The following is a 2,254-nucleotide window of genomic DNA, read 5'->3' as shown; positions in this document are numbered from 1 at the left end:
TTACAGTTTCAGTTGTGAGCTGGTCTAAATCATTCAAGATAAAGCTAAGTTCTTCATCAAATACCACATTTTTTAATTCTTCAGTTAAAGGTGAGGCCTTTTTAAGAGTATTCAAACGCATTGTGATCTCAGGCAAATAATGGTGGTTAATGATATTGATATTACTAATTGCAAAGCCAAGCGGTGTTAATTTCATGGGCTATACCTGCAGAAAGTACTCCAAGAGCTGGCATTTTTTTCCGACTCAATCATCGTTGTTTGATTATGCGCTAACTGCGCTAAACTTTTTTGAAACTCTTTATTGCTTCGCTCTAAACGTAATTGAGTTTGTTGTAATTCCAGGCGATATTGCGAAGAGGCAATACGTGGGGCGGCAATATTGGCAATCACTTGCAAAAGCGCCATTTCAAAATCTGAATAATCGTCAACTTTATTTGATTCCGAATCAATGACGGCAATCGTAATACCTTAATAAATAACTTGCACAGCAAGCTCTGAAAGCCGTTGAAATTGATCAATAATATAACGCGCGTTAATGCGGCGGGCAGTTACAATTTAAGCCACGCCTGTGGCTGCCACTGTACCGACCATAAATCATCCAGTTCGGCCTAGTCTTACATGGGAAGTGCAAATGCATTTATTTTATCTACACCATAAAACATGATGCACCATTCTCTGTATTACGTCTTACTAAGTATAGTGTAAGCAGTATGACTACCTTAGGTTTCCTTAGATGAGCACAAATAATGTACTTAAAATGCTATTCATTTTGCAATGACTGTTGCGAGTATAAATTTTCATTTTCACTGTGTTTCAGTTTCTTTTTAAACTCACGTTTCAGTAATAAATGGCTTACTCCAGCTTGCACAAATACCGTCGCGATAGAGCAATACCAAATTTGCTCAATATAAAAATCGTCTTGATACACTAAATAAATAACGGAGATTGCAAACAGAGATAATCTCGTAAGGGTGCTAAGTAGCGCTGGCCAAGTGTTGCCAAGTGCTTGGAACATCCCTGAAATTGCAAATACATAGCCAGCAGGCACAAAATTAACACCAACAAAACTTAAAAACGTTGCCGCGACAAAAATAACTTGTTGAGAATCACTAAATCCTTGTACAAAAAACGTAGGCACCCATAAACACAACCCCATTAATAAGGCCATTAAGCCACATGTTAGCAGTGCTGTGGTATAAAACGTGTGATAAACCCGCTCGACTTTACCTGCAGCAAAGTTTTGTCCCGCAATTGCTGGTGCTGCAAAGGCAATTGCCATTACCGGTAAAAACAGCGATTGCATAATGCGTGCACCTAAACCAAAGCCTGCTTGAGCTTCTGCTGACACTCGACTAAGCGCCCAATAAATAATCGACATATAAAGGAAAGTTAAGAAAAACTCACCACCAGAAGGTAATCCAATATTTAAGATCTTACGTACGGTTTTGCCGTTTAATGTAAACGAAAACCAATTGACCTTTAAATAACCTTCTTTTTGATTGAAATATCGAATTAAAAGCACAAAAGACAATGCCATTGATAAACTACTGGCAAGGCCTGCTCCTACAACACCTAGTTCAATACCAAATGCCCATCCCGTTATTAAAATCGGCGATAAGATAATATTTGCTACCACCCCAATAATTGACAGCATCATTACCGGTTTTACCACGCCACTTCCCCGCAGCCCTGCACTTAAAGCGGTAAAGATAAATTGCAATAATAGAGAGGGTAAAAACCAGTAAAAATAGCTTTTAGCGAGCAGCTGTGTTGTATTATCAGCAGCCATAAATCGAAAGAAATAATCTGCACACAAATAACCAAACACAGAGAAAACAAGCGTAGCCCAGCTAGCTAATGCTAATGTTTGATTACAAATATGATTGGCTTCATTTTGGTCTTTTCTGCCAACTGCATGAGAAACCAATGTAGCACAGCCAATATTTAGCACTTGCGTTAGTGCCATAACAAAAAAGAATATACTGCCAGCGCTACTTACCGCCGCAATAGCCTCACTGCCAAGTTGCCCTACAAAATATAAATCAACAAGAAAATAAAGCGTTTGAATAAATAATCCGATAGCAATAGGCACTGCCATAGCAACAATGTGTTTCGATATGTTCCCTTTTGTTAGGTCTTGCATAACTTAGCTTAATTCCATTTTTATTTTGGCGGGTTATTTTTGTTCTGTTTATTAACGCGCTTTTGCAAGGGCTTTATCTAGCTCGTCAGCAAATGCTTTTTTATCCGCATT

At 38.4% G+C, this 2,254-nt stretch carries 3 protein-coding genes; all 3 read right to left on the bottom strand.

The annotated features are described in order from the left end of the window. Window positions 1-196, bottom strand: a 196-nt coding sequence (locus ABYD77_RS18960) for a hypothetical protein (protein WP_372771648.1), incomplete at its 3' end; no start/stop codon positions are given. Beyond that, window positions 193-405 carry a hypothetical protein gene (locus ABYD77_RS18955; protein WP_372771647.1) on the bottom strand — a complete coding sequence of 71 codons (213 nt, stop codon included), beginning with the start codon at window positions 403-405 and terminating at the stop codon, window positions 193-195. The genes ABYD77_RS18960 and ABYD77_RS18955, both read right to left, overlap by 4 nt. A 355-nt stretch (window positions 406-760) precedes the next feature. Then, the gene (locus ABYD77_RS18950) at window positions 761-2,143 is read right to left on the bottom strand and encodes an MATE family efflux transporter (RefSeq protein WP_372771646.1); all 1,383 of its coding nucleotides are present in this window, start codon (window positions 2,141-2,143) and stop codon (window positions 761-763) included. Window positions 2,144-2,254: the final 111 nt, after the last annotated feature.

The organism is Pseudoalteromonas sp., assembly GCF_041629635.1.
Taxonomy (GTDB): domain Bacteria; phylum Pseudomonadota; class Gammaproteobacteria; order Enterobacterales; family Alteromonadaceae; genus Pseudoalteromonas.
This window is presented reverse-complemented; position numbering and strand designations above follow the sequence as displayed.

What these genes read in the sequence shown, in the direction of transcription:
- ABYD77_RS18950 (WP_372771646.1), bottom strand. Translation starts at nt 2,143, where the DNA reads ATGCAAGACCTAACAAAAGGGAACATATCGAAACACATTGTTGCTATG.
- ABYD77_RS18955 (WP_372771647.1), bottom strand. Translation starts at nt 405, where the DNA reads ATGGCGCTTTTGCAAGTGATTGCCAATATTGCCGCCCCACGTATTGCC.